Origin of the sequence: Burkholderia sp. NRF60-BP8 (assembly GCF_001522585.2) — a bacterium.
Classification (GTDB): Bacteria; Pseudomonadota; Gammaproteobacteria; order Burkholderiales; family Burkholderiaceae; genus Burkholderia.
On sequence record NZ_CP013372.1, the window covers coordinates 439,313 to 458,892 of the forward strand.

18 protein-coding genes are annotated in these 19,580 nt (G+C 67.5%); 7 read left to right on the top strand and 11 right to left on the bottom strand.

All coding sequences use genetic code 11. From position 1 onward, the window contains the following. Window positions 1-79: 79 nt before the first annotated feature. Both WS54_RS02015 and WS54_RS02020 read right to left on the bottom strand, forming a co-directional pair. Window positions 80-400: a DUF1330 domain-containing protein gene (locus WS54_RS02015; protein ID WP_034205553.1), complete on the bottom strand. Its 321-nt coding sequence runs from the start codon at window positions 398-400 to the stop codon at window positions 80-82. 176 nt (window positions 401-576) lie between these two features. Continuing rightward, entirely contained in the window at window positions 577-1,035 is a 459-nt protein-coding gene (locus WS54_RS02020) for a MerR family transcriptional regulator (RefSeq protein WP_059784744.1), read from the bottom strand. A gap of 77 nt (window positions 1,036-1,112) precedes the next feature. Here WS54_RS02020 and WS54_RS02025 point away from each other — a divergent pair, with 77 nt between their 5' ends. After that, entirely contained in the window at window positions 1,113-2,345 is a 1,233-nt protein-coding gene (locus WS54_RS02025) for an NADH:flavin oxidoreductase/NADH oxidase family protein (protein ID WP_059784741.1), read from the top strand. A gap of 94 nt (window positions 2,346-2,439) precedes the next feature. Here WS54_RS02025 and WS54_RS02030 read toward each other — a convergent pair whose 3' ends face one another. The 4 genes from WS54_RS02030 to WS54_RS02045 form a co-directional block, all read right to left on the bottom strand. Next, on the bottom strand, window positions 2,440-4,563 hold the full coding sequence (locus WS54_RS02030; RefSeq protein WP_059784738.1) for a TonB-dependent receptor: 2,124 nt from the start codon (window positions 4,561-4,563) through the stop codon (window positions 2,440-2,442). Between the two features lie 40 nt (window positions 4,564-4,603). Beyond that, window positions 4,604-6,079, bottom strand: coding sequence for a PepSY-associated TM helix domain-containing protein (locus WS54_RS02035; protein ID WP_059784736.1), 1,476 nt, complete (start codon window positions 6,077-6,079; stop codon window positions 4,604-4,606). Window positions 6,080-6,322: 243 nt separating this feature from the next. Further along, window positions 6,323-6,808 carry a hypothetical protein gene (locus WS54_RS02040; protein ID WP_059784733.1) on the bottom strand — a complete coding sequence of 162 codons (486 nt, stop codon included), beginning with the start codon at window positions 6,806-6,808 and terminating at the stop codon, window positions 6,323-6,325. Between the two features lie 110 nt (window positions 6,809-6,918). Next, window positions 6,919-7,242, bottom strand: coding sequence for a hypothetical protein (locus tag WS54_RS02045; protein WP_034205546.1), 324 nt, complete (start codon window positions 7,240-7,242; stop codon window positions 6,919-6,921). A gap of 593 nt (window positions 7,243-7,835) precedes the next feature. Here WS54_RS02045 and WS54_RS02050 point away from each other — a divergent pair. After that, window positions 7,836-8,468 carry a LysE family translocator gene (locus WS54_RS02050; RefSeq protein WP_034205545.1) on the top strand — a complete coding sequence of 211 codons (633 nt, stop codon included), beginning with the start codon at window positions 7,836-7,838 and terminating at the stop codon, window positions 8,466-8,468. A 73-nt stretch (window positions 8,469-8,541) separates the two neighbouring features. Here WS54_RS02050 and WS54_RS02055 read toward each other — a convergent pair whose 3' ends face one another. Continuing rightward, a complete protein-coding gene (locus tag WS54_RS02055; protein ID WP_059784728.1) occupies window positions 8,542-10,170 on the bottom strand; it encodes an NADP-dependent glyceraldehyde-3-phosphate dehydrogenase in 1,629 nt (542 codons plus the stop codon). A gap of 938 nt (window positions 10,171-11,108) precedes the next feature. On the opposite strand from WS54_RS02055, the gene WS54_RS02065 reads away from it, so the two are divergent. Beyond that, on the top strand, window positions 11,109-13,238 hold the full coding sequence (locus tag WS54_RS02065; RefSeq protein WP_059784721.1) for a TonB-dependent receptor: 2,130 nt from the start codon (window positions 11,109-11,111) through the stop codon (window positions 13,236-13,238). Between the two features lie 18 nt (window positions 13,239-13,256). Then, window positions 13,257-13,787, top strand: coding sequence for a hypothetical protein (locus WS54_RS02070; protein ID WP_236872744.1), 531 nt, complete (start codon window positions 13,257-13,259; stop codon window positions 13,785-13,787). 19 nt (window positions 13,788-13,806) lie between these two features. On the opposite strand, the gene WS54_RS02075 is transcribed toward WS54_RS02070, so the two are convergent. Then, complete coding sequence (locus WS54_RS02075) at window positions 13,807-14,754, bottom strand: LysR family transcriptional regulator (RefSeq protein ID WP_034205541.1); 948 nt, start codon at window positions 14,752-14,754, stop codon at window positions 13,807-13,809. A gap of 433 nt (window positions 14,755-15,187) precedes the next feature. On the opposite strand from WS54_RS02075, the gene WS54_RS02080 reads away from it, so the two are divergent. Beyond that, on the top strand, window positions 15,188-16,216 hold the full coding sequence (locus WS54_RS02080; protein WP_034205540.1) for a DUF1338 domain-containing protein: 1,029 nt from the start codon (window positions 15,188-15,190) through the stop codon (window positions 16,214-16,216). Between the two features lie 244 nt (window positions 16,217-16,460). On the opposite strand, the gene WS54_RS02085 is transcribed toward WS54_RS02080, so the two are convergent. The 3 genes from WS54_RS02085 to WS54_RS33895 all read right to left on the bottom strand — a co-directional run bounded on the left by WS54_RS02085 (window position 16,461) and on the right by WS54_RS33895 (window position 17,296). Beyond that, the gene (locus WS54_RS02085; RefSeq protein WP_034205539.1) at window positions 16,461-16,658 is read right to left on the bottom strand and encodes a CsbD family protein; all 198 of its coding nucleotides are present in this window, start codon (window positions 16,656-16,658) and stop codon (window positions 16,461-16,463) included. Window positions 16,659-16,711: 53 nt separating this feature from the next. Continuing rightward, a complete protein-coding gene (locus tag WS54_RS02090) occupies window positions 16,712-17,062 on the bottom strand; it encodes a BON domain-containing protein (RefSeq protein WP_034205538.1) in 351 nt (116 codons plus the stop codon). A gap of 69 nt (window positions 17,063-17,131) precedes the next feature. Then, a complete protein-coding gene (locus WS54_RS33895; RefSeq protein WP_179949047.1) occupies window positions 17,132-17,296 on the bottom strand; it encodes a hypothetical protein in 165 nt (54 codons plus the stop codon). A 382-nt stretch (window positions 17,297-17,678) separates the two neighbouring features. Between WS54_RS33895 and WS54_RS02095 the strand changes: the two genes are divergently transcribed. Together WS54_RS02095 and WS54_RS02100 are read left to right on the top strand one after the other, a co-directional pair. Further along, complete coding sequence (locus WS54_RS02095) at window positions 17,679-19,211, top strand: helix-turn-helix transcriptional regulator (protein WP_034205537.1); 1,533 nt, start codon at window positions 17,679-17,681, stop codon at window positions 19,209-19,211. Window positions 19,212-19,352: 141 nt separating this feature from the next. Then, window positions 19,353-19,544, top strand: coding sequence for a CsbD family protein (locus WS54_RS02100; protein ID WP_059784714.1), 192 nt, complete (start codon window positions 19,353-19,355; stop codon window positions 19,542-19,544). Window positions 19,545-19,580: the final 36 nt, after the last annotated feature.

Genomic DNA, 19,580 nt, shown 5'->3' on the forward strand with positions numbered 1-19,580 from the left:
TCGCGGCCTGCGTGGCGTGCCGATGGTGCGCCACGCAGCGCGGCGTCGAGCGCGTAGGGAACGCCACGCGCATCGAGCCTCAGCGCAGGATGTCGGTCGCCTTGTGCCGTTCGTCGACGCCGTCGATCAGGATCAACGGGCCGCTCGCGTGTCGTGCGCGCAGCGGCTGAATCTGCCGGTACGCGTCCGATTCGTACCATGCGCGCGCCGTGTCGAGATCGGGAAACGCGATCGCGATCAGGTCGCCGCGCCACACGCCTTCGCGCACTTCCGGCCGTGCGCCGTGAATCACGAAATGGCCGTCGTACGGCGCGAGCGTGCCGTCGATCCGTTCGAGGTATTCGACGATGTCGTCGCACATCTCGACGTCGTGCAGGTGGGCGATGGCGTAGGCGGTCATGGCGGGCTCCTTGGCGGGATGCGGTGCGTGAGTCGATGGAGCCATGATCGCGGCGCGGGCGGTGCGCGTCGATTACCTGCGACGTAAGCAAATCGCGACAACCGCGCCATATCGTGTTCAGGCTGCGGCGCGCATCGATCGATGGATGGCGCAGCGTAATCCCACGGCACACTCCCTCACGCGCGCTTGCGCGCCGGCCGCACCGCGGCTGCGGACTCCAGTGGCTGGCTGGCCTGCTCGCAGAGCCGGTCGAGCATCCGTTGCGCGGCGCTCGCGCAATCCTCGCCTTCGGGCTTGTTCTCGATTTCGTCGATCAACGTCTCGAGGTGCTGCCGGTTCTGCGCGAGCCGCCGTTCGAGCAGCGCGATCTCGTCGACCTTGTGCCGCAGCGCGACCAGCAGTTCGTCGTGCGGCCATGCGCCGAGATCGGGCGGCAGCACCGCGCGGATCTCGTCGAGCGAGAAGCCCGCACACTGCGCGCGGTCGATGATCGCGAGCCGCGTCAACGCTTCCGGCCCGTATTCCCGATAGCCGTTCGCCTGCCGGCGGGCCGGTTCGAGCAGGCCGCTCGCTTCGTAGAAACGGATGCGCGACGCGGCGAGGCCGCTCGCCTTCGCCAGTTCGCCGATTTTCATGTTGGGCTCCAAAAAGGCTTGACCTTAAAGTTGACTTTAAAGTTATCGTAGGCCATCGTCAATCGAGGATCTGCCACATGAATCTGTTTGCGCCCCTCACACTGCCCAACGGGGCGGTGATTCCGAACCGTCTGGCCAAGGCCGCGATGGAAGAAAACATGGCCGATGCGGACCACGCGCCGTCCGATGCGTTGCTGCGCCTGTACCAGGCGTGGGCCGACGGTCAGGCCGGCCTGATCCTGACCGGCAACGTGATGGTGGACGGCCGCGCGATGACGGGGCCGAACGGCGTCGTGCTCGAAAGCGACGCGCATCTCGACCGTTTCCGCCGCTGGGCGCAGATCGCCCGCTCGGGCGGCGGGCACGTGTGGATGCAGATCAATCACCCCGGGCGCCAGATGCAGGCGGCGCTCGGCCAGACGACGCTCGCGCCGTCGGCCGTGCCGCTCGCGCTCGGCGCGCTGTCGAAGCAGTTTCCGGTGCCGAAGGAAATGACGGCGGCCGATATCGCCGACGTGCAGCAGCGTTTCGTGCGTGCCGCGCGGCTCGCGGAGCAAAGCGGCTTCACCGGCGTGCAGGTGCATGCGGCGCACGGCTATCTGCTGAGCCAGTTCCTGTCGCCGCTGACGAACCGCCGGCAGGATCAATGGGGCGGCAGCATCGAGAATCGCGCACGCCTGCTGCTCGATATCGTGAAGGCGGTGCGCGCGTCGGTATCGCCGGCCTTCGCCGTCGCGGTGAAGCTGAATTCGGCCGATTTCCAGCGCGGCGGTTTCAGCGCGGACGACGCGAAGCGCGTGGTCGAATTGCTGAATCCGCTCGGCGTCGATCTCGTCGAACTGTCGGGCGGCAGCTATGAAGTGCCGGCGATGCAGGGCGAGGCGCGCGACGGGCGCACGCTCGCGCGCGAAGCGTATTTCCTCGAATTCGCGCGCGACATCACGGCCGTCGCGCGGATGCCGCTGATGGTCACGGGCGGCATCCGGCGTCGTGCGGTGGCCGAGCAGGTCGTGAACAGCGGCGTGGCGATGGTCGGCATCGCGACCGCGCTGTCGATCGACCCGAACCTGCCGCGCGACTGGCGCGCCGGCAAGGACAGCGCGCCGGTGCTGGAGCCGATCCGCTGGAAGAACAAGGCGCTGGGCGCGCTGGCGAACATGGCCGTCGTCAAGTTTCAGCTCACGCGGCTCAGCGAAGGGCGTCGTACGCACCCGCAGGTGTCGCCGCTGCGCGCGCTGGTGAAGCAGCAACTGGCCGCGCAGTGCCAGACGCGACGCTACCGGAAGTGGATGGCGGGGCCGCGTACTTGATCGATGCGTCCGGGTCGGCCGCGGCGGTACCGAAGGCTGACCGACCCGCCGCCACGCACGCGGCGCCGCGCGCGTGGCGTGGCGGCGCGTCGCATCAGAACCGGTAGTTCGCGAGCACTTCGAGCCGCCGGTCGTTGCCGAGCAGATACTGCGTCTCGTTGTAGTACGCGGACTGTACGTAGCGACGGTTGAACACGTTGTACGCGCGGGCGGTGATCGTCGTGTCCCTGCGCGGCCGCCACGCGAGGCCGAGGTCGACGGTCGTGTACGACGGCATCACGAGCTGGTTCGCGGTATCGGCGAAGCGCTTGCCGACGTACTTGACGCCCGCGATGCCCGTCCAGTCCGGCGCGAAGCGCCAGCCCACCCACAGGTTCGCCAGACGCTGCGGCACCGACACCGGCACGTTGCCCGCGCGCGATACGGTCGCGCCGCTGGACGACTGCCGGAAATCGTCGTATTTCGCGCGCAGGATCGACACGTTCGCATCGACGCGCCAGTCCTTCGCGATCTCCGCACCGACCGTCGCTTCCAGCCCGCGCGACGACTGCTGGCCGACCTGGATCGACTGGTTCGGGTTCGCCGGGTCGGCCGTCAGGAGATTGCTCTTCACGATCCGGTACGCGGCCAGCGTCCATTCCGCCTTGCCGTCGAGGAACGACTGCTTCACGCCGATCTCGATCTGGCGGCCGGTCGCGAGCGTGAAATTCGCCTTCGACGCATTCAGCGACAGCAGCGAGCTGACCGGATCGGCCGCGACCGAATACTGGCCGTACACGGCGAGACCGGGCCGCACGTCGTACACGGTGCCGACGCGCCAGCCCGTGTTCGCGAACACCTTCGTGAATGCGCCGCCGTTCACGAGATCGTCGCGGTTCACGCTCGCATGGTCGTAGCGCAGCCCGCCGATCACCGACCAGCGCGGCGTGATCGCGAGCCGGTTCTCCGCGAACAGCGCGTACTGGTTCGACTGGCTGCGGTACTTCGGAAACGTACCGGCCGTATTGATGAAACCGCCCGGATCGAAGTCGAACGGATCGACCGTCGACGTGCCCGAATACGGCGAGTTGTTGTCGTGCTGGAACGTCGTGTGGTTGAACTCGACGCCCGCCGAAAACGTGTTGCGCATGCCGAACGGCGCGCTGTCGACGGTGGCCGTCGTCACGTTGCCGTATTGCTCCTGATCATGAAAGATCTCGGTGTAGCTGCTGCGCCGCACTTGCGCGCTCGACGGCACGTACGTGTAGTACTCCGCATCCTTCCAGTGACGATTGCTCTTCATCCGGTACAGCGTGCTCGTCACGTTCAGGCCGTCGCTCGGCTGCCAGTTCGCCGACACGGTGGCCCAGCTGTCGCGGAACGCGATGTCGGCGTCGCCGACGTTGTAGTTCTTCTCGTCGAGCGCGCGATCGCGCGCACCGCCGACGAGCGGCGCGCCGAAATACCGCATCGGATGCTGGAAGCCTTGCGCGTACGACGCCGTCACGTACAGGTCGGGCGTCACGTCGTAGCGCAGCGCGCCCGAGACCGACAGGTTGCGCGAGTCGCCGCGATCGACCCAGTTCGACGAGCGGTTGCCGCTGATGTCGAAGCGGTACGACAGCTTGTCGTCGATCGCGCCGCCGCTGCCGAACGCGGCGCGCGCCGTGCCTTCGGTGCCGCCGCCGACCTGCAGCTCGTTGCGGATCGGCGTGCGCGTCGGCTTCTTCGGCACGATGTTGACCACGCCGCCGATCGCGCCTTCGCCGTAGATCACCGAGGCGGGGCCGCGCAGCACGTCGATATGGTCGACCGACCACGTGTCGAACGGGAACGTGACGCCGATCGCGCCGTACGGGCGCACGCCGTCATAGAGCTGCGTGACCGACGACGCGCCGACGAAGCCGCGCGCGGCGAGTTCCGAATTGCCGTTGCCGGGATGCGGCGACGCGCTGATGCCGGCGGCGCGGCTCACGGCGTCGACGATCGAACTGTCGCCGCGCGTGTCGAGGGTGGCGCGGCGGATCTGCTCGACGCTCGCGGGCGTTTCGAGCGGCGACAGCCCGAGATGGCTGCCGGTGTCGAGCGGTTGCGTCAGTCCGGGCGCCTTCTGCGCGTCGACGCGAATCGGTGCGAGCGTGGCGCCGGCTTCGTCGACGCCGCTTTTCTGTGCGTGTGCGTGCCCGCCCGGCGAGAGCGCCGCGAGAACGGCAGCGGGCAGCATCGATCTGAACTTCATCGTTTCGGTTTCCTTCGAATGGGGGAGGCGCTTGCATCGATCACGCTGCGGCCGGCGCCGCGCGGCCGAACAGCAGCCGGTCGAGCAGCCAGACCGCGACGAGCGTCAACCCCATCAGCGGGAACACGATGCCGAGCAGCACGAGCCCGGCGATCCAGCCGCGCATCGGCGGCGTGCCGCGTTCGCGCGACGGTGCGCCCAGCTTCCCGGCCGGGCGGCGTTTCCACCACATCACGGTGCCCGTGACGGCCATCGCGGCCAGCCCGAGCGACAACACTGCGCAAAGGATCTGGTTCGCGAGCCCGAAATAACGGCCCATGTGCAGCGACGTGCCGTACGACACGGCTTTCGATACCGCGCCGTAGTCGCCGTAGCGGATGTCCTTCAGGACGGCGCCGCTGTACTGGTCGACGTAGATCGTGCGTTCGGCCTTCGGGTCGGCCGGAAAGTACGACGCGGTGAACACGCCATCCGCGCCGGACGGCAACGCGAGCGTGTAGCCGCTCGTCACGCCGAGCCCGGCGACGATCGCGATCGCGCGGGCCAGCGGCAGCGGCGCAGGGGCCGGCGCCGACGCCGACGGCGAATGCGGCACGGGCACGTTGCCGACCGCCCACGGCGTTTGCGGCAACGGCAGGTCGTCCATCACCATTCCCGGCATCGATTCGCCGGAATCGTGGTGATGGCCGGACGACATGGCCGGCTGCGCAGGCGCGTGCCCGGCCGTCACGGCGGCACCCGGGCGCGTCGAGCGGATCGACCCGCCGCCCCACGCGCCTTCCGGCGCACCGAGGTTCACGGTCGCGGCGAGCGCCTTGAAATTCTTGCCCCACGAGCCCGACCACGGCAGCCCCGTCAGGATGAACGCGACCGTGCCGGCCGCGAGCCAGATGCCGGCCGACGCGTGAATGCTCTTCCACAGCGGCCGGCCGCGCAGCGACAGGTCGGGCCGCAGCGCGCGCCCGACGCGGGCCGTCCCGCGCGGCCACCACAGCGCGACGCCGGTGCCGATCATCACGAAGGTCCAGCAGGCGGCGAGCTCCATCAGCAACTCGCCGGTCTTGCCGAGCAGCAGCTTGCGATGCAGCATCCGGTCGATCTGCATGAAGCGGTTCTCGACGCTCAGCGTGCCGAGCACGCTGCCGTCGTACGGGTTCACGTACACGCTCTCGCGGCTGCCGTCGCGCAGCCGGAATACGTACTCGGCGCTGCGGTCCGGCGCGGTGGCGACCTGCACGGACACCGGCGTGGCGCCGGCCGGCATCGCGGTGCGTGCGCGGGCGAGCAGCGTGTCGGCATCGAGCCGCGGCGTCGCGCGCGGTTCGACGACCAGCCGGTGCGGATACAGCAGCGGTTCGATCTGCGGCTGGAAGCAGTAGAGCGTGCCCGTGATCGCGAGGATCACGAGGAACGGCATCACGAACAGGCCGGCGTAGAAATGCCAGCGCCAGAGCGTCCGGTAACCGGCGCTGGCGGAACGAGCGGGCGAGATGGCCCGATCGACGGTGGTCGACATGGTGTGAACTCCTCGGGTGCGTCGAGCGGCGCGACCGGCGCGGGCCGGCTGCGGTCGACGTGCGTCGCACCCGCATGCGTGCATCGCCGCGACAGGCGGCGCGGCACGCTGCGCAAACGGTGCGCAGGGCGGCGTCGCCCGCGCGATGCGGGCATTCGGGTGAACGCGTGAATCAGGTCAGGGCGAAACGAACGGCGTGAACGCGCATGCACGTCGACGTGCGCGCGTCACGGGGCAAAACGTTCAGCAGAACAGAGGAGGAGCGCGGGAGGGCGGGCGATCGTCGCATATCGATCGCACGAATGGAAGACCGTCGAAGCGAATGAAGAAGCGCCGCGGCGGAGCCGCGGGAAACAGCAGCACCAGCAGCACGAACGACGCGAGCGCGGTGAACAGTGCGGCGCCGAACGCGCACAGGCTGTCGCCGTTGTCGGAGGACGCCGCCTGGTCGGCATGCGCGTCATGCTTCAGTGCATCGGCGAGCGCGCGCGCATCGTTGGCCGGCGTGATCGGCGCGCCCGCATCGAAGCGGGCGGCCAGCGCGGCGCCGGTGACGATCAGCGGGCCGCGGCCCGAACACAGCACCACCGAGCCCGCATCCGGACCGTCCGGATCGAGCATCACGGCGCCCGACATCAGCGCGCGGGACAGCAGCGTCACGAGGAGGAACCCCCACAGCCACCGTCGCGCGACGCCTGGCCGGAGCAGGAAGCGGCGAAGTGCGTTCATGGCGCGCGATTGTACCTCCGTTTACGTGGAGGGGCGGTCGGGGCGCGCGTGTGCGGGGCGGGTTGAGTGGCCGCAACGGCCGTGCGCGACGCGCGATCCGTTGCGCCGGCTCACACCGGATAGGCGTCGTCGACCTTCAGGTTCGCGAGCCGGAACAGCGTGCGCAGCGTCTGCGGATGAATGTCGCGGTGCGCGGCGAGCGACGTCAGCATGAAGTCGAGCACCTTCGCGTAGCGGAGCAGTACGAGGCAGCGCGCGAGATCGGGCGCGCGGCCGCGCATGTCTTCGGCGAGCGTGACCATTTGCGTTGACAGCGTGCGCGCCATCTCGAGTTCCATCTGCTGTTTTTCGGTCCAGTCGGGCAGCGGCTGTTCGAGCACCTTCGCGAGGAAGAGCTGGAACGACGAGTCGGACGAGTTGGGCTGCGCATCCATGAAGAGCCTCGTTGCGTGTGCGTATCGTACGGGCGTATCCGCGGACGCGCCCGAGGGTGGATTCATGTCCGCGCGGTCCCCGCGCGCGGCCTCTGCCCGAACGGAATGCAGATTCCGTACCAGCGCCGCCGGACGATTGTTGAGCAATGTTGAGCCGCGCTCCGCCGTCGGTCGGCGAGTCCCGCCGGGACTGGATCGCGCAGGCGGTCGAGGAGGGTGTCTATGGGCGCGAGGTGCGCCGCGTCGGGCGCCCGACGCGGCGTGACGGCGCGAAATGCTTCACGGATGTAACGTAACGCGGGCCTCGGGCGCGTCGCGCGTTTGCGCCGGCGAACGGCCGGAACGACGCGTGCCGCGTGGTCCGGCCGCGCCCGCCGTGCGTCCGCCGACGGAAAACGGCTGCGCGGAACGTGCGCTGTCGCATCGCGCGGACCGGCGGCGAGCACGCCGGTTGTTTCAAAACAGAGACGGTCCGGCGGCGGCCGATCGGTTGCGTGGTCATCCAACTGGCCCAGCGATCGGCCGCACAATTGTCTATGTGCAGACGGCGCGGGTTTGCCAACAATCCCCGAATCGTCCCCGCGAGATACGACATGAGCGCCCATACCTTCTTCTCGGCCAACCTGCTGCTTGCCTACACGGCCTATTTCATCGGCACGGCCAGCCCCGGGCCGAGCAATCTCGCGATCATGTCGGTCGCCGCGACCCAGGGCCGCAAGGCGGCGCTCGCGTTCGCGCTCGGCGTGATTTCGGGGTCGATGTTCTGGGCGACGATCGCGGCGCTCGGCATATCGGCCGCGCTGCTCGCGTGGTCGAAGCTGCTGGTCGCGATCAAGGTCTTCGGCGGGCTGTACCTGCTGTGGCTCGCGTTCAAGTCGGCGCGCACGGCGCTGTCGGGGCCGCCGGCGGCATCGGCGAGCGAGGCCCGCGAGCAGCGGCTGTCGCGCTTCTACGTGCGCGGCGCGATGCTGCACCTGACCAATCCGAAGGCGATTCTCGTGTGGGTGTCGATCGTCGCGCTGTCGTCGAACGGCGCGGGCGGCGCGCACGGCGCCGTCGTCCCGGGCTGCCTCGCGATCGGCTGCATGGTGTTCGGCGGCTATGCGCTGGTGTTCTCGATGGACGGTGCGCGGCGGCTGTACGTGCGCGGCCGTCGCGCGATGGAAGCGTGCCTGGCCGTGGTGTTCGGCGTCGCGGGCATTCGGCTGCTGGCGACGAACGTCTAGCAGCGCGACGCATACCGGAAGCGCCCCGCCGCAGCGGCGTGCGACGGGGGCCCCGGCATCGACCGGGACGGCTTCAGAAAATGAAGCCGGTATTGATGAACTTCGAGTGGTGATCCGACACGATCGAGTCGAGCAGTTGCTTGCTGCCGTCGGTCTGCTTCGCCGCGACCATCGAGCGGATCGAGAACGCGCGCAGCGCATCGCTCACCGACAGCGTGCCTTCGGCCGAATCCTTGCGTCCCGCGAACGGGAACACGTCGGGCCCGCGCTGGCACTGGCAATTGATGTTCACGCGGCACACCTGGTTCACGAGCGGATCGACGAGCGCGCCGATCTGCGCCGGATCGGAACCGAAGATGCTGACCTGCTGGCCGTGATCCGACGTCGTCACGTAGTCGAGCGCGGTTTCCACGTCGTCGAACGGTGCGACCGGAATGATCGGCCCGAACTGCTCCTCGCGGTACAGCTTCATCCCTTCGGACACCGGATACACGACGGCCGGATAGAACAGCGTCTTGCTGAATTCCCCGCCCGAACGATTGACGACCTGCGCGCCCTTCGCCTTCGCGTCGTCGATCGCGTCGGTCATGTACGCGGTGCGATGCATGCCGGGCAGCGGCGTGATGCTGACGCCTTTTTCCCACGGCATGCCGATCTTCAGCTGTTCGAGTGCGGCGGTGAAGCGCTTCAGGAATTCGTCGACGATCGAGCGATGCACGAGCAGCATCTTCAGCGCGGTGCAGCGCTGGCCGTTGAACGACAGTGCGCCGAGCAGGCACTCCTTCACGGTGAGGTCGAGATCGGCGTCGGGCAGCACGATCGCCGCGTTCTTCGCGTCGAGGCCGAGGATCGCGCGCAGCCGGTGCGACTTCGGGTGCTGCTTCTTCAGGTGATCGGCCACCTTGCTCGACCCGATCAGCGCGAGCACGTTGATCTTGCCCGACGCGAGCATGTGCGGCACGACCACCGCGCCCGGCGCGTAGATCGTGTTGATCACGCCCTTCGGGAACGCGTCGCGGAACGCCTCGAGCAGCGGCTCGAACAGCAGCGTGCCGTACTGCGGCGGCTTGAACACCACGGTGTTGCCCATCAGCAGCGCCGGAATCAGCGTCGCGAACGTCTCGTTCAACGGATAGTTGTACGGGCCCATGCACAGCACGACGCCCAGCGGCGTGCGGCGGATCTGGCCGATCGTGCCTTCCGCGATCACGAAGCGCGAGTTCGCGTTGTCGAGCTCCTTCAGCGCATCGATCGTCTGCGTCATGTAGGTGACGGTGCGGTCGAATTCCTTCTGCGAATCGGCGAGGCTCTTGCCGATCTCCCACATGATCAGGTTCACGACGAGTTCGCGCTGCGCGACCATCCGCTTGATGAAGTCCTGCATGCATGCAATGCGCTGCTCGACCTTCATCGTCGGCCACTCGCCGCGGCCCGCGTCGTACGCGCGCACCGCGGCGTCGAGCGCCGCGTCGCTTTCCGTTTCGCCCATCACCGGGTAGCTGCCGATCTCGACCTGCTCGACGCTGCCGTCCGCCTGGCGCACGCACACCGGGGACAGCACGGTCTTGGTTGCGCCGTCCCACGGCCGCAGTTCGCCGTCGACGAGCGACACGCGCTGGTGAATCGGCGAAGCCAGCCGGAATTCGGCGGGGATGTCCTGTAAGGCGGGAAAAAGGTGCTGCAGGGAGGCGGAATCGGGCATGACGGTCTCGTTTGACGGGGTGTCCGGGAAGGACGGGCGATGCGAATCCTGAACTGAACGGTCCTCGATCCTGAATCGGCATCATGACGCGCCCGCGACGGCGCGTCACGCGCGAATAGCGTCGATTCAGCGAATGGAACCAGTTCCATTTAAAAGGAACGCCGCAGCGAATGCAACATGGGGGCAAGCGCGCCGCAATGACCGTAAGCATTCGGAAAGAATGTGTCCAAATCCCCGGTATAACGGCCGCGGTGCAAGCGCAAACGTTTTACTTGGGCCGAATTGAGCGGATAATGGCGCAGCGCGGCGAGGAAAAAAACGCAGTGAGCCTGAGAGCAGACGTAGTGAAGAACGGACGAAGATCCGCTGCGCTGCCGATACGAGGTCGGCTGCCCGGAGCGCCGGGTCGGGGTTGCCCGGTCCGGCGCGCACCGGACCGTTGAATCCGCTCCGTCTGCTCGACCCGATCCTTCGTGATCCTCTCCAGTTTCTCCGTCGTCGTATCCCGACTCCCGCCTGTTATCGATCGTTGCCGCATGAGGCGGCCGATTCTAATCTTTCGTTTATATTACAAATCAAGCCGCTCGATGACCCAAAACAGAAAGGTATTCGTCAGGAATGCAGAGCGCCATGCGCGCTTGCGTTGCGGACAGGCGACACGGTGAAAATTAACTAAAAACACGAATCATTCTCGTTTATTATTTCGCCGCATTACGAGCCGTGACGGGATGTCACGGCTTTTTTCGTGCCGGCGGCGCCGGCCGGCAGCGATCCGCGCCGGCCGTTCGCCACCCGGCCTGCGCGACGGGGCGATCCTCCACGCGCATCGTCGTTTTCGCGAAAAGGGCTTGGCCGCTTCGCCGCGCGATGTGCGCGCGGGCCGGCTCGTTCTCGTTCGCCGTTTTCTTCACCACCTTCTACGTTCACGAACGTTCACGATGAAACTCAACACGAGCGCGTGCCATGCGCTTCTGATCGTCACGTCGCTGGCCGGCGCCCGCACTTCGTTTGCGCAGGCGGCCGACACCGCGGCGACCCTGCCCGCGATTTCCGTCAACGCGGCCGCCGAGCATGCGTCGTACGACGGCGGCCATTCGCGCGCGGCGACCAAGACCGACATGTCGCTGATGGACGTGCCGCAGACGGTGAACGTCGTGCCGCACGCGGTGATCGAGGATCAGAACGCGACGTCGCTGCAGGACGCACTGCGCAACGTGCCGGGCGTCGGCTTCTCGGTCGGCGACGGCCAGCGCGACCAGATCACGATCCGCGGCTTCAACAGCATCACGGACCAGTACGTCGACGGCATTCGCGACGATGCGCTGTACTACCGCGACCTGTCGAACGTCGAGCGTGTCGAGGTGCTGAAGGGGCCGGCGGCCGTGCTGTACGGGCGCGGCTCGGCGGGCGGCATCGTGAACCGCGTGCTGAAGCGGCCGCAGGCGACGCCGGTGAACGACGTGGGCGTGACGCTCGGCACGCGCGGCGAGCGGCGCGGCGAATTCGACCTCGGCTGGAACCCGAACGACGCGGCGCGCTTCCGCGTGACCGGCGCGGCCGAGAATTCGAACAGCTTCCGCGACCAGTTCCAGCTCAACCGGCAGGCGATCGCGCCGTCCGCGCAGTTCAAGCTCGACCGCGACACGGTGCTGAACGTCGAATTCGACTACCTGCACGACCGCCGCACGTCCGATCAGGGCCTGCCCGCGTATCGCGGCCGGCCGGTCGACGTGCCGATCAACACGTACTACGGGTCGGCCGACGGGGGGAACAGTTCTTACAACGACGTCTCCGCGAAGAGCGCGACGGTGTCGCTCGATCACCGCTTCGACGATTCGCTGTCGTTCCACGGCGCGATCCGCGCGTACGACTTCTCGCTCGAGCGGAAGAACTACGTGACGTACGAGCCGATCAAGACGGCCGCGCACCCGGTCGTCACGCTCGACCAGTCGACGCGCCAGCGCACCGATCACGGCATCGACGGGCTGTTCGAGCTCACGCAGAAGACGTCGCTGTTCGGCATGCGTCACGAGCTGCTGTACGGGCTCGAGCTGTCGCAGCAGCAGAAGTTCGACACGATCTACGGCGTGACGAAGGTCGCGACCTACGATCTCTTCGATCCGCAGCCGGTCGTGCTGCCCGGCGTGCCGACCGGCGTGCGCGCGAAGACGAACGCGTCGACCGTCGTCGGGCTCGCGGGCGTCTATGCGCAGGATCTGATCTCGCTGACCGAACACTGGAAGGTGCTCGCGGGCCTGCGCTTCGACTACCTGAACCAGACCCGCCACGACTACACGTCGTCGAACGTCAATCTCGAGCGCACCGATCATGCGTGGAGCCCGCGCGTCGGCCTGATCTACGAACCGCTCGACTGGCTCACGCTGTACGGATCGTTCAGCCAGTCGTTCTCGCCGCTGGCCGACACGCTGATCAGCTCCGGCGCGTTCTCGAACGGCGCCGCGCTCGCGCCGCAGAAGACCACCGCGTATGAGCTCGGCTCGCGCTTCGACCTCGGCGGCAAGGCCACGGCCAGCGTCGCGCTGTTCGACATGCGCCAGACCAACCAGCAGATCGGCGACCCGGCGAATCCCGGCTATGCGCTGCCGATCGGCACGCAGCACGTGCGCGGGATGGAACTCGGCTTCACCGGCGAGATCGCGCCGAAGTGGTCTGTGTATGCGGGGTACGCGTACCTGAACGGCACGGTGGACGGATCCGCGCAGTCGACGGCGGCCGGCCTCGCGGTGTCGAGCAACACGCCGGGGCTGATGCCGCGGCACAGCGCGAGCCTGTGGCTCAAGCGCGAGCTGCCGTACGGCTTCTATGCGGCGGCCGGCATGCAGTTCCAGTCGGCGCGCTACACGTCGGCGAGCGATCTCGTCACGCTGCCGTCGTTCACGGTGTTCAACCTGGGTGCCGGCTATCGGAGCAAGAAGGTCGACGTGACGCTCACGCTCGACAACCTGTTCAATCGACGCTACTTCATCGCCGCGCACGGCAACGCGGACCTGTACAACATGCCGGGCGATCCGCGCACGCTGACCGCCACGGTGAAGTGGCACATGTAACGCACGCGGTGCGCGACAATGCGGGTCTTCGTCACGACGACCCGCACCCGACTGCCCATGATCCGCCCCGCGATTGATGGATTCTCCATGGCCGGCCGCGCCCGTGCGCTGCTTTTATCGTTGCTGGCGTGCGGCCCGCTCGCGGCCGGTGCGCAGACGATTCCCGCGGATGCCGAGCCGGGTTGCCGGGCGGCGCATCTCGACCGGACGATCACGCTGTCGGGGCAATACGCGCTCGATTACGGCGACGAATCGCTCGGGTCGGACGTATGGTTCGAAGAGGACGACGCGTCTGAGCGGCGCTTGCCCGATCGCTCGCAACGAGCGGGCGTGATCGTTTTCACGAATCAACAGGAGGCGAGACGCGGGCTGCGGCTGCCTGCCGCGCAGCCGCGCGGCGTGTGCCGGTTCGACGGGCGCGCGACGCTCGTGATCCGCGATTTGGAGACGGCGTGCCCGGGGCTGGAAACGCCCGATCGTGCGCGGCTGGTGAAGGTCGTGGCGGCCGACGCGCCGGCGCGGCACGCCTGCGGCGCCATCGCGCGATGACGCCGGCGTGACGGCGCCGTTACTCGACGTCCTCGTCCTCTTCGTCATCGGCGGCGGGTGCGTCGCGCTCGGGCGCCGCATACGCGCTCGCCTGTTCGAGCAGCCAGCTGCGGAACGATTCCAGCGGCTTGCTGTGGCTGAACTCGGTCGGATACACGAGGTAGTACGCCGAATCGCCGACGGTTGCCGCATCGCACGGCACGACGAGGCCGAGCTGCTGCAACTGTTCCTCGACGAAGAACTTCGGCACGAGCGCGACGCCGAGCCCGGCCGCGGCCGCGCTGATCAGCATCGTATGCAGTTCGTAGCGTACGCCCTGCATCGTGCGAATATCCTCGACGCCGTGCGTCTCGAACCACTGCGCCCATGCGCCGGGGCGCGTCGTCGAGTGCAGCAGCGGATACGCGAGCAGATCCTCGACGCGCTCGACCGGCCCGTCCAGCAGCGCCGGCGAGCAGATCGGCACGACTTCCTCGCCGAACAGGTAGTCGGACGACGTGCCGGGCCAGGTCGGCTTGCCGTAGTGGATCGCGGCTTCGAAGTGCGTGTCCTCGAACGAGAACAGGTCGGTGCGGCTGCCCATGTTCACGCGCACGTCGGGCGTGCGGTCGTAGAAGCTCTTGATGCGCGGGATCAGCCAGTGCGACGCGAAGGTCGGCAGCACCGCGAGCTCGAGGTAACCGCCGCCGCTGCCGTGCGCGATGATCGACAGCGTGTCGCGGTCGAGCGTTTCCAGCGCGCGTCGTACTTGCGTGCCGTACAGCTTGCCGGCCCGCGTCAGCACGACGCGCTGCTTCACACGCGCGAACAGCCGCACGCCGAGGCTCGCCTCCAGCGTCGCGATCTGCCGCGACACCGCGCTTTCGGTCAGGAACAGTTCCTTGGCCGCGTGCGTGAAGCTCTCGTGGCGAGCGGCGGCTTCGAAAGCCACGAGCGCGCCCATGTTGGGGATCTTGAATTTGCGCATGATGTCTGGGTCTGTCTGGATAGGGAGCACGCACCCGAAATTAAAAAATCATTCCACGGGAATGCCCGACATCTCCCGTAGGGCGGCGTCGCTCGTCGCTCGTCTGGCGCGACCAAACGGCGCTCCTCGCTCCTTGCCCTGCGCCCTGAAGGAAGCCCCCTTGGAACGAGCGATGTCGGGCATTCGCACGTGTGTTCCCTTGCCAAACAGACCTTCAATTCCTCTGATAAAAAGGGCCGCCGCACGTGGGCGAAAGGCAGGCGAAGATCGGCTGATCATTCCAAAAACTCATTACGTATCAATTTAATCTCGCTTTACGCCCCGCTGCAACCCTTTGAATAATGCTTCCCGTGCAAGGCCAGGCGCCCGCAGGGTGGCCGGCCGACGAATGGCCGGCACGTTTGCCGGCGGGTCCCCCGAGACGAGAATCCTGATGCGCAATCCGAATATCGACAGCTTGCTGACGAAGCTGCTGGGACAGGCGAAGACCGACGCCCTGTTCTCGACCCTGAACATGCCGGCCATCCTCGAAGAATGGGAAGACGGCGTCGTGACGCGCGCGGAAATCGCGCAGGCGATGAACATGGCGCTGTTCGAAGGGCTGCTCGAGCGTTCGGCGAACGGCCGCGCGTACACGGCCGACACGATCGAGCGCGGCGGTTCGGTCTATTTCGACCACGGCGCGCTGCGCACGGTGCGCTGGCCGCACACGGGCGCGCTGCCGCCGGGCGAGGCCGCGTTCACGCGCATCCTGCGTCCGCTCGGCTTCCGCCTGAACGGCCGTTACCCGCTCGACAAGCTCGGCATGACCGGCCGGGCGTACGCGCATGAGGACGCGCCGGACGAAATCGCGCAGTTCTTCGTCAGCGAGCTGCATCCGGAGCGCTTCTCGAAGGAATTCCAGCAGGCCGTGACGAATGTCGTCAGCTCGTCGCGCGACCCGTTGTCGCCGGCGGCCGTCGCGTTGCTGTGGGAAGTCGAGCGCGAAGGCTGGCTGTCGCTGGACGACGCGCACGCGTTGCTGCCGGAAATCGTCGGCGCGTTCGCGCGCCAGCACGACCTGCCGAACGAGCTCGACTATGAAACGCTGCTGATGGAATCGGCGGAAATGGCGTGGATCGCGACCGAAGGCAACGCGTTCAACCACGCGACCGACCGCGTCGCCGACGTGTTCAAGCTGGCCGACGACGAGAAGGCGAAGGGTCGGCCGATGAAGCCGGAAGTCGAACGCTCGCGCTCGGGCCGCGTGTTCCAGACCGCCTATCGCGCGGACACCGTCGAGCGCGAATTCCGCACCCGCGACGGCGGCACGGTGAAACGCAACGTGCCGGGTTCGTTCTACGAGTTCATCACGCGCAAGCGCACGTTCGACCAGACGGCGCGCCGCTGGGTGACCGACCTGCGCTTCGACGCGGGCAACGCACAGGGCATCTTCAAGATGACGGCGAACGCGGCGAAGTAAGCGCGACGCGTCGCGCGCCGCATGCAAAAGCAGACGGGCCGGCGGCTGGTTTCAGCCGTCGGCCCGTTTTTCGTTCGTCGACGGGGCGTCGCGTGCGTCAGAAGAGGTGCGTGACCAGATAAAACAGCACCAGCAGCCCGATCGGCACGCCGAGCAGCCATGCGATCAGATATTTGCCCATGTCGCTGTCCTCCTCGTGGCCGCGACGCGGCGTGCGTCGCGGCGGGGTGAGACGACTGGCGCGTTACAGCTCGCGGTCGAATTCCTTCAACTGCTTCTCGGCTTCGTCGCGGGCAATGCCGTAACGCTCCTGGATCTTGCCGGCCAGATAATCGCGATTGCCTTCCGCGACCGCGAGATCGTCGTCGGTCAGCTTGCCCCACTTGGCCTTCAGCTTGCCGGTGAGCTGCTTCCACTGGCCCTTGATCTTGTCTTCGTTCATGGTGTGCTCCTTTCGTAAGGGGAGAAAAGTGCGGCACGCGGCCGCGTGATAGTTCAGGCCTTCGCCTTCAGGCCCGATGCGTCGACGTGCTTCACACCCTTGATGGCGCGCGTCACGGCGACGGCCTTCTTCACGGCGACCTTCGTCGGCAACACGCCCGTGAGCGTGACGACGCCGTCCACCGTCTTCACGCTGATGTCGGTGCTCTTCACGCCATCGGTGGTCGCGAGTTCACTCTTCACCTTGGTCGTGATCCATGTGTCGGTCACCGGCTGGCTCGATTCGGTCGCCATGCCGCTGTCGGTCGACGAGGCCTGGGCGTGCGCGTTCGTGAGCGGGGCAGCGGAAAGCAGGAACGCCGCGCTGACGGCGAGCAGTGTCGAAAGGTGCGAGGTCTTGTTCATTGATGTTCTCCTTCGATTGGCGAGCGAAGCAACGGGTGAGCACGGATCGTTCCCGCGCGTTGCCGGGCCTTAGCGGGCGATCGGCGTGTCGTAGCCGGGCTCGCGCGGCGGCATGTCGGGCCGCGGCACGTCGGGCGGCAGCGGTACCGGCGGGTCGGTGCCGGGCGCCGGTTCGGGCGGATTGTCCGGGGGCGGTTCGGGCCGCGTCGGATCGGGTGTCTGATGCAGTTTCATCCGGGTGTCCTCCTCTGCGGTAGAAAGAGCAGCGTATGAGCGCCGATGCAGTACCAGCGTACCGACGCGAACGCGAGCGGACATCGCGCAAATTCACCTGATCGGCTAGTGCGTTTGCACCGGGGACGGAACGCAGCGGTGGAACACGCGCGTGCACCATGTCCCGGGCAACGCCGCCGGACGGGCGCGCGGGCCGCGCCGCGACGTTCGGCGGGGCACCGCACGATCGCGAGCGGCGTGCGAATGTACTATTCGAGATAGTGCATCCGCGCCTGTCGGGCCGTTGCGCGGCAGGCGATCATCGCCGCACGCGCCAGCCGGGGCGCGCCACCGCAACGGGCGCTCGGCCGACGCCCGTATCGACGACAGGGACAACGATTCGATGAACGAACAAGTAGACGAACAGGCGCTCAAGTCGCATACCGACCGGCGTCAACTGCACCAGATCATCGCCGGGCTCACCGAGGGCGTGATCCTGATCGAGCCCGATCAGCGGATCGTCTGGGCGAACGAGGCCGCGCTCGCGATGCATGGTGTGACCGAGCTGAAGGCGCTCGGCGCGGACGTCACCGAATACCGCGAGCGATTCCGGCTGCGCTACCGGAACAACCATCCGGTGCGCGACGGCCACTATCCGATGGATCGCGTGATCGCCGGCGAGGAGTTCAGCGACGTGACGGTCGAGGTCGAATCGGCGGCCGACGAGTCGGTGAGCTGGGTTCACCGCATCCGCAGCCTGGTGCTGACGAACGCGGCCGGCGCACCCGATTGCCTCGCGCTCGTGTTGCACGATGCGACCGAATGGGCGAGCGCCGAGGAGCGCTTCGAGCGCACCTTCAACGCGAATCCGGCGCCGGCCGTGATCTGCCGGCTCGACGACTTGCGCTACGTGAAGGTCAACCAGGGCTTTCTCGACATGACGGGGTACGCGCGCGACGACGTGCTCGGCCGTTCGGTGTACGAGATCGACGTGCTCGAACAGGCCGAGCGGCGCGAGCTCGCGATCGAGCGGCTCGGCGAAGGCGCGACGATCCCGCAGATGGAAGCCGTGCTGAAGCTTGCCGACGGCAACACCAAGGCGGTGGTCGTCGCCGGGCAGCCGATCGACATGAACGGCGAGGCGTGCATGCTGTTCACGTTCATGGATCTCGAGCCGCGCAAGCAGGCCGAGCGCGCGCTGATGCAAAGCGAGGAGCGCTTCGCGACGGCGTTCCGGATGGCGCCGGTCGCGACCGCGATCGTCACGGCCGACCGTTTCGAGCTGCTCGACGTGAACGACGCGTTTGCCGCGCTGACGGGCCACGCGCAAGGCGACCTGCTCGGCAAGTCCGCCGACGAGATCGGGCTGTGGGCCGAGCGCGGCGTGTGGTCGCGCGTCGAAGGTCGGCTCGCGCGCGACGGCAACGTGCGCAACGCCGACGTGCAGATCCGCACGCGCGACGGCGACGTGCGCGATTGCGTCGTGTCGGCGGACCCCGTCGCGATCCACGGGCGCGACTGCCTGCTCGTCGCGCTGCTCGACATCAGCGACCGCAAGCGGACCGAGATGGAGCTCGTCTATGCGATCGAGACCGCGATGCAGGATGCGTCGTGGTTCAGCCGCACGCTGATCGAGAAGCTCGCGAACGTGCGGCGCGCGAATGCGCCGGATGCGGGCGCGCAGCTGTCCGATCTGACCGCGCGCGAGCGCGACGTGTTCGACCTGCTGTGCCACGGCCTGGCCGACAAGGAGATCGCCGGCCGCCTCGGGCTTGCGCCGAACACCGTGCGCAATCACGTCGCGACGATCTACGCGAAGCTCGACGTGCATAGCCGCGGCGAGGCGATCGTCTGGGCGCGCGAGCGCGGGATCGTCGGCGCGGCCGAGGCGAACGGCGCGCGCGGCGACAAGGGCGGTGCGAAGGGCAAGGACTGACCGCGGCGGTACGAATGCACCAGGCGCACTGGTGCATCCGCATCTGCCGCCCGCGGCGCCGGCTTGCGATCCTGTCCACTCGGCGGCGCCGCGCAGGGGCGCGGCATCGCCGGCTTTCCTCAACCATCGCAGGAGACGACCATGGACAGGAATCGCATCGAGGGCAAGCTCAAGCAGGTCAAGGGTTCGGTCAAGGAAGCACTCGGCAAGGTGACGGGCGACCGCGAGACCGAAGCGGAAGGCGTGGCTGAACAGCAGGCCGGCAAGCTTCAGGAGAAGGCCGCCGAGGCCGCCGACGCGGTGCGCAACCACAAGGGCACCGATCGGCACTGATCGATGACGCGGCGCCTTGCCGGCGTCGCGAAGGCC

Coding starts and splice junctions, on each gene's coding strand:
- WS54_RS02015 (WP_034205553.1), bottom strand. CDS start 400: ATGACCGCCTACGCCATCGCCCACCTGCACGACGTCGAGATGTGCGAC.
- WS54_RS02020 (WP_059784744.1), bottom strand. CDS start 1,035: ATGAAAATCGGCGAACTGGCGAAGGCGAGCGGCCTCGCCGCGTCGCGC.
- WS54_RS02025 (WP_059784741.1), top strand. CDS start 1,113: ATGAATCTGTTTGCGCCCCTCACACTGCCCAACGGGGCGGTGATTCCG.
- WS54_RS02030 (WP_059784738.1), bottom strand. CDS start 4,563: ATGAAGTTCAGATCGATGCTGCCCGCTGCCGTTCTCGCGGCGCTCTCG.
- WS54_RS02035 (WP_059784736.1), bottom strand. CDS start 6,079: ATGTCGACCACCGTCGATCGGGCCATCTCGCCCGCTCGTTCCGCCAGC.
- WS54_RS02040 (WP_059784733.1), bottom strand. CDS start 6,808: ATGAACGCACTTCGCCGCTTCCTGCTCCGGCCAGGCGTCGCGCGACGG.
- WS54_RS02045 (WP_034205546.1), bottom strand. CDS start 7,242: ATGGATGCGCAGCCCAACTCGTCCGACTCGTCGTTCCAGCTCTTCCTC.
- WS54_RS02050 (WP_034205545.1), top strand. CDS start 7,836: ATGAGCGCCCATACCTTCTTCTCGGCCAACCTGCTGCTTGCCTACACG.
- WS54_RS02055 (WP_059784728.1), bottom strand. CDS start 10,170: ATGCCCGATTCCGCCTCCCTGCAGCACCTTTTTCCCGCCTTACAGGAC.
- WS54_RS02065 (WP_059784721.1), top strand. CDS start 11,109: ATGAAACTCAACACGAGCGCGTGCCATGCGCTTCTGATCGTCACGTCG.
- WS54_RS02070 (WP_236872744.1), top strand. CDS start 13,257: ATGCGGGTCTTCGTCACGACGACCCGCACCCGACTGCCCATGATCCGC.
- WS54_RS02075 (WP_034205541.1), bottom strand. CDS start 14,754: ATGCGCAAATTCAAGATCCCCAACATGGGCGCGCTCGTGGCTTTCGAA.
- WS54_RS02080 (WP_034205540.1), top strand. CDS start 15,188: ATGCGCAATCCGAATATCGACAGCTTGCTGACGAAGCTGCTGGGACAG.
- WS54_RS02085 (WP_034205539.1), bottom strand. CDS start 16,658: ATGAACGAAGACAAGATCAAGGGCCAGTGGAAGCAGCTCACCGGCAAG.
- WS54_RS02090 (WP_034205538.1), bottom strand. CDS start 17,062: ATGAACAAGACCTCGCACCTTTCGACACTGCTCGCCGTCAGCGCGGCG.
- WS54_RS33895 (WP_179949047.1), bottom strand. CDS start 17,296: ATGAAACTGCATCAGACACCCGATCCGACGCGGCCCGAACCGCCCCCG.
- WS54_RS02095 (WP_034205537.1), top strand. CDS start 17,679: ATGAACGAACAAGTAGACGAACAGGCGCTCAAGTCGCATACCGACCGG.
- WS54_RS02100 (WP_059784714.1), top strand. CDS start 19,353: ATGGACAGGAATCGCATCGAGGGCAAGCTCAAGCAGGTCAAGGGTTCG.